We start from the raw sequence: 1,340 nt of genomic DNA, 5'->3' as shown, positions 1-1,340 counted from the left end.
TGAGGTTCCCCGCAAGTCGTGGACACGTGTGCTACGTCACGCAGCCTGCGTAGACGCTTCCTTCTCCACCTGACCAGCCTGCCGACCAGCCAGAAGATTGCCTTCGAACTCCACCGGCGGCACCATCCCTAACGCGGAATGCAACCGTCGTCGGTTATAGACAATCTCGATCCACCGGGCGACCTCGCGCTTGACCTCGGTCCGCGTCTGCCACACCCGACGATCGAAGAACTCCGACTTCAACGACGACCAGAACGACTCCGACATCGCGTTGTCCCAACACACCCCGGTGCGTCCCACCGACTGCTTCAACCCCAGCTCACCGGACGCGTGATGCAGCTGCGTTGACGTGTATTGTGCGCCGCGGTCAGCATGAAAAATCACGTCATTCGGAGTCATCGCTCGTAGGGTATGAGCCATCCGCAACGCCTGCTCAACCAGGTCGGAATCCTGTCGGTCATCCATGGCCCACCCGAGCACTCTCCTCGAGCATCCGTCGCGGATCACGCAGAGGTAGACGAACCCCTCCCACGTGCGTAGATACGTGATATCGCTGATCCACACAGCATCTAAGTCGCCCTGGTCCCAGACCCGTTTGACGAGATCAGGAATGTGATAAGTGTCCACACCCGGCAGCGTCGTCACCGGCTGGAACTTACGAGGGCTGACTCCCTCGAGGCCTTGGCGTCGCATCGACGCAGCGACCGTCTTCTCATCCACGCACCGACCTTCCCGAGCCAGTTCCGCTGTGACTCTGGGTGCCCCATAGACATCGTCAGAATCGGTGTGAACTCGACGGACTTGCGCGTCGAGGTCTCGCTGCGCCCTCGCCCGCTTAGACGGACCTGCCGACCGTCGTTTCATCCACGCATAGAACCCGGACTTCGTGACGTCGAGGAGCCTGGCCATGCGGCGAATCGAGTAGTTCGCCTTCTCCGTTGCCATCAGTTCGAACTTCTCTTGTTTCGAGGCTTCGACGCGAAGAAGGCGGCCGCTTTTCCCAGGAACTCGTTATCTTGTTTAAGCTCGAAATTCTCCCGTTTCAACCGTGCCAGTTCAGCACGTTCGTCCTCTCCCAGAGGCCCGGTTGACTCGCCTTCGCCGCGGAGGCGGTCTTTCTCGGCCTTGACCCAAGTGCCCAGGGTCTGCTCGCCGACTCCGAGCTCCTTCGCTACCGCCGCGATCGATCGGCCCGTGCTGATGACGAGGTTCGCGGCCTCGATGCGGTACTCCGGCGTATAAGAACGGCGTTGCCGCTTCGAATCTGACATGTTGAACATCCTTCCAGCAGGACCTGAAATCCCGCTACCTTGGGTGTCCACTATTCGAGGCTAACCTCA

1 protein-coding gene is annotated in these 1,340 nt (G+C 60.1%); it reads right to left on the bottom strand.

What is annotated here, in order from left to right; translation table 11 throughout:
* Window positions 1-36: 36 nt before the first annotated feature.
* Window positions 37-1,271, bottom strand: a protein-coding gene (locus tag INT29_RS19880) for an IS3 family transposase (RefSeq protein WP_226831730.1) whose coding sequence is annotated in 2 segments (ribosomal slippage) — window positions 37-1,004 and window positions 1,004-1,271 — 1,236 coding nt in all. Because the reading frame shifts where the segments join, the coding sequence is not laid out codon by codon here.
* Window positions 1,272-1,340: the final 69 nt, after the last annotated feature.

The sequence above is a fragment of the Brevibacterium sp. FME37 genome (assembly GCF_014897485.1).
Taxonomy (GTDB): domain Bacteria; phylum Actinomycetota; class Actinomycetes; order Actinomycetales; family Brevibacteriaceae; genus Brevibacterium.
Note: the sequence above shows the minus strand (reverse complement) of the source record. Positions and strands in the feature narration are given on the sequence as shown.